2 protein-coding genes are annotated in these 1,760 nt (G+C 70.5%); both read right to left on the bottom strand.

Going from position 1 to position 1,760, the window contains the following annotated elements; genetic code table 11:
• Positions 1–24 precede the first annotated feature (24 nt).
• The gene (locus AOK17_RS46915; RefSeq protein WP_055618740.1) at positions 25–699 is read right to left on the bottom strand and encodes an urease accessory protein UreF; all 675 of its coding nucleotides are present in this window, start codon (positions 697–699) and stop codon (positions 25–27) included.
• A gap of 71 nt (positions 700–770) precedes the next feature.
• Positions 771–1,760, bottom strand: a 990-nt coding sequence (locus tag AOK17_RS46920) for an urease subunit alpha (RefSeq protein WP_157881558.1), incomplete at its 5' end; no start/stop codon positions are given.

Here is a 1,760-nt window from a genome sequence, read left to right on the forward strand (position 1 = left end):
GGGCGGCGGGGGCGAAAGAAACCCCTAGGAGGCAAACAACCGCACGGCCCAAGCAGCATGCACCTCCGCACTGATCTCAAGCACAGGCGCGGAAGCCGCAGGCAACACCCCGACCCCACCCTCCAACGCACACCGCGCCGCCGCACTAGCCCGCTCCGCCACCAGATCAAGCTCAGGAGCCAACCGAGCCAACACCCCGGTCGCATCGAACGGATCAAGACTCAGCAACCGCACCGTCGCACTCGCCGGCCCACTGACACTCTCGTACACAGCGCAGTACGCGGCATCCTCCGCCCCGAGCCCCGCGGCCCGAGCGGCCAGCCCGAGAACGACCGGCTGATGGGCGCCCTTGGGGAACTCCCGCGCCAGCGCGTCGAGTTCGGCGGACGGCCACGTGGCCCGGGCGGCCCGCATCAACTGCCTCCCGAGCTTCCGGGCGGCGACCCGCAGGGCGAGGGACGGCGTACGCGCGTCCGCGGCACCGTCCAGTTCCACCGGATCGAGCCCAAGGGCGGCGGCAGCGGCGAGCGAGGCCGACACCAGCCCGGCCGTGTGCAACCGCCCCCGGCAGAACTCCTCCAGACTCCCCGCACCGGTGATCCGCCCGGCCTTGACCGCAGCTTCGGCCCCACCGGAGTGGGCATGCCCCCCGGCGGGAAACCGACCGTCGGCCAGCACAAGCAACGCAGCACGCGACATGACGAGCCTCAGAACGCAGAGTCGAAGTCGGAGTCGGAACCGGAATCGGACCCGGAGACGGCCCCGGAAGGTCAGAACAAGAAATACCGCTGAGCCATGGGCAGTTCGGCAGCCGGCGTGGCCTCCACCAGCTCCCCGTCGATCGTGACGGCGAAGCTGTCGGGATCGACCTGCACCCGTGGCCGCGCGTCGTTCTCCCGCATGTCCGCCTTGGTCACCGCCCGCGTCGACTCGATCGACACGAACCGCTTGCCGAGCCCGAGCCGCTCCGGCAGCCCGTCCTCGATCGCGATCGGCGCAACGAAGTTGAACGAGTTGGAGGCGGGCGCCCGCCCGATCGCCCCGAACATCGGCCGGGGCAGAATCGGCTGCGGCGTGGGAATGGACGCGTTGGCGTCGCCCATCTGCGCGTACGCGATCTGCCCGCCCTTGACGACGAGATGCGGCTTGACCCCGAAGAACGCGGGCTCCCACAGTACGAGGTCGGCGAGCTTCCCGGTCTCGACGGAGCCGACCTCGCGGGCGAGCCCCTGGGCGAGGGCCGGGTTGATCGTGTACTTGGCGACATAGCGACGTACCCGACGGTTGTCCGCGCGACCGTCCCCGGGCAGCGCGCCCCGCCGCCGCTTCATGACGTGGGCCGTCTGCCAGGTCCGCATGATGACCTCGCCCACGCGCCCCATGGCCTGCGCGTCGGAGGAGATGATCGAGATCGCGCCGAGGTCGTGCAGGATGTCCTCGGCCCCGATGGTGGTGGGCCGGATCCGGGACTCGGCGAAGGCGAGGTCCTCGGGCACGGCCGCGTTGAGGTGGTGGCAGACCATTAGCATGTCGAGGTGTTCCTCGGCGGTGTTGACGGTGTAGGGCCGGGTCGGGTTGGTCGAGCTGGGCAGCACGTGCCCCTCGGAGACCACGCTCATGATGTCGGGCGCGTGCCCGCCACCCGCACCCTCCGTGTGGTACGCGTGGATGGTGCGCCCCGCGATCGCGGCGAGCGTGTCGGCCACGAACCCGGCCTCGTTGAGGGTGTCCGTGTGGATGGCGATCTGCGCACCTGTCTG

The sequence above is a fragment of the Streptomyces phaeochromogenes genome, assembly GCF_001418655.1.
In the GTDB taxonomy this organism is placed as follows: domain Bacteria; phylum Actinomycetota; class Actinomycetes; order Streptomycetales; family Streptomycetaceae; genus Streptomyces; species Streptomyces phaeochromogenes.

Coding starts and splice junctions, on each gene's coding strand:
- AOK17_RS46915 (WP_055618740.1), bottom strand. CDS start 699: ATGTCGCGTGCTGCGTTGCTTGTGCTGGCCGACGGTCGGTTTCCCGCC.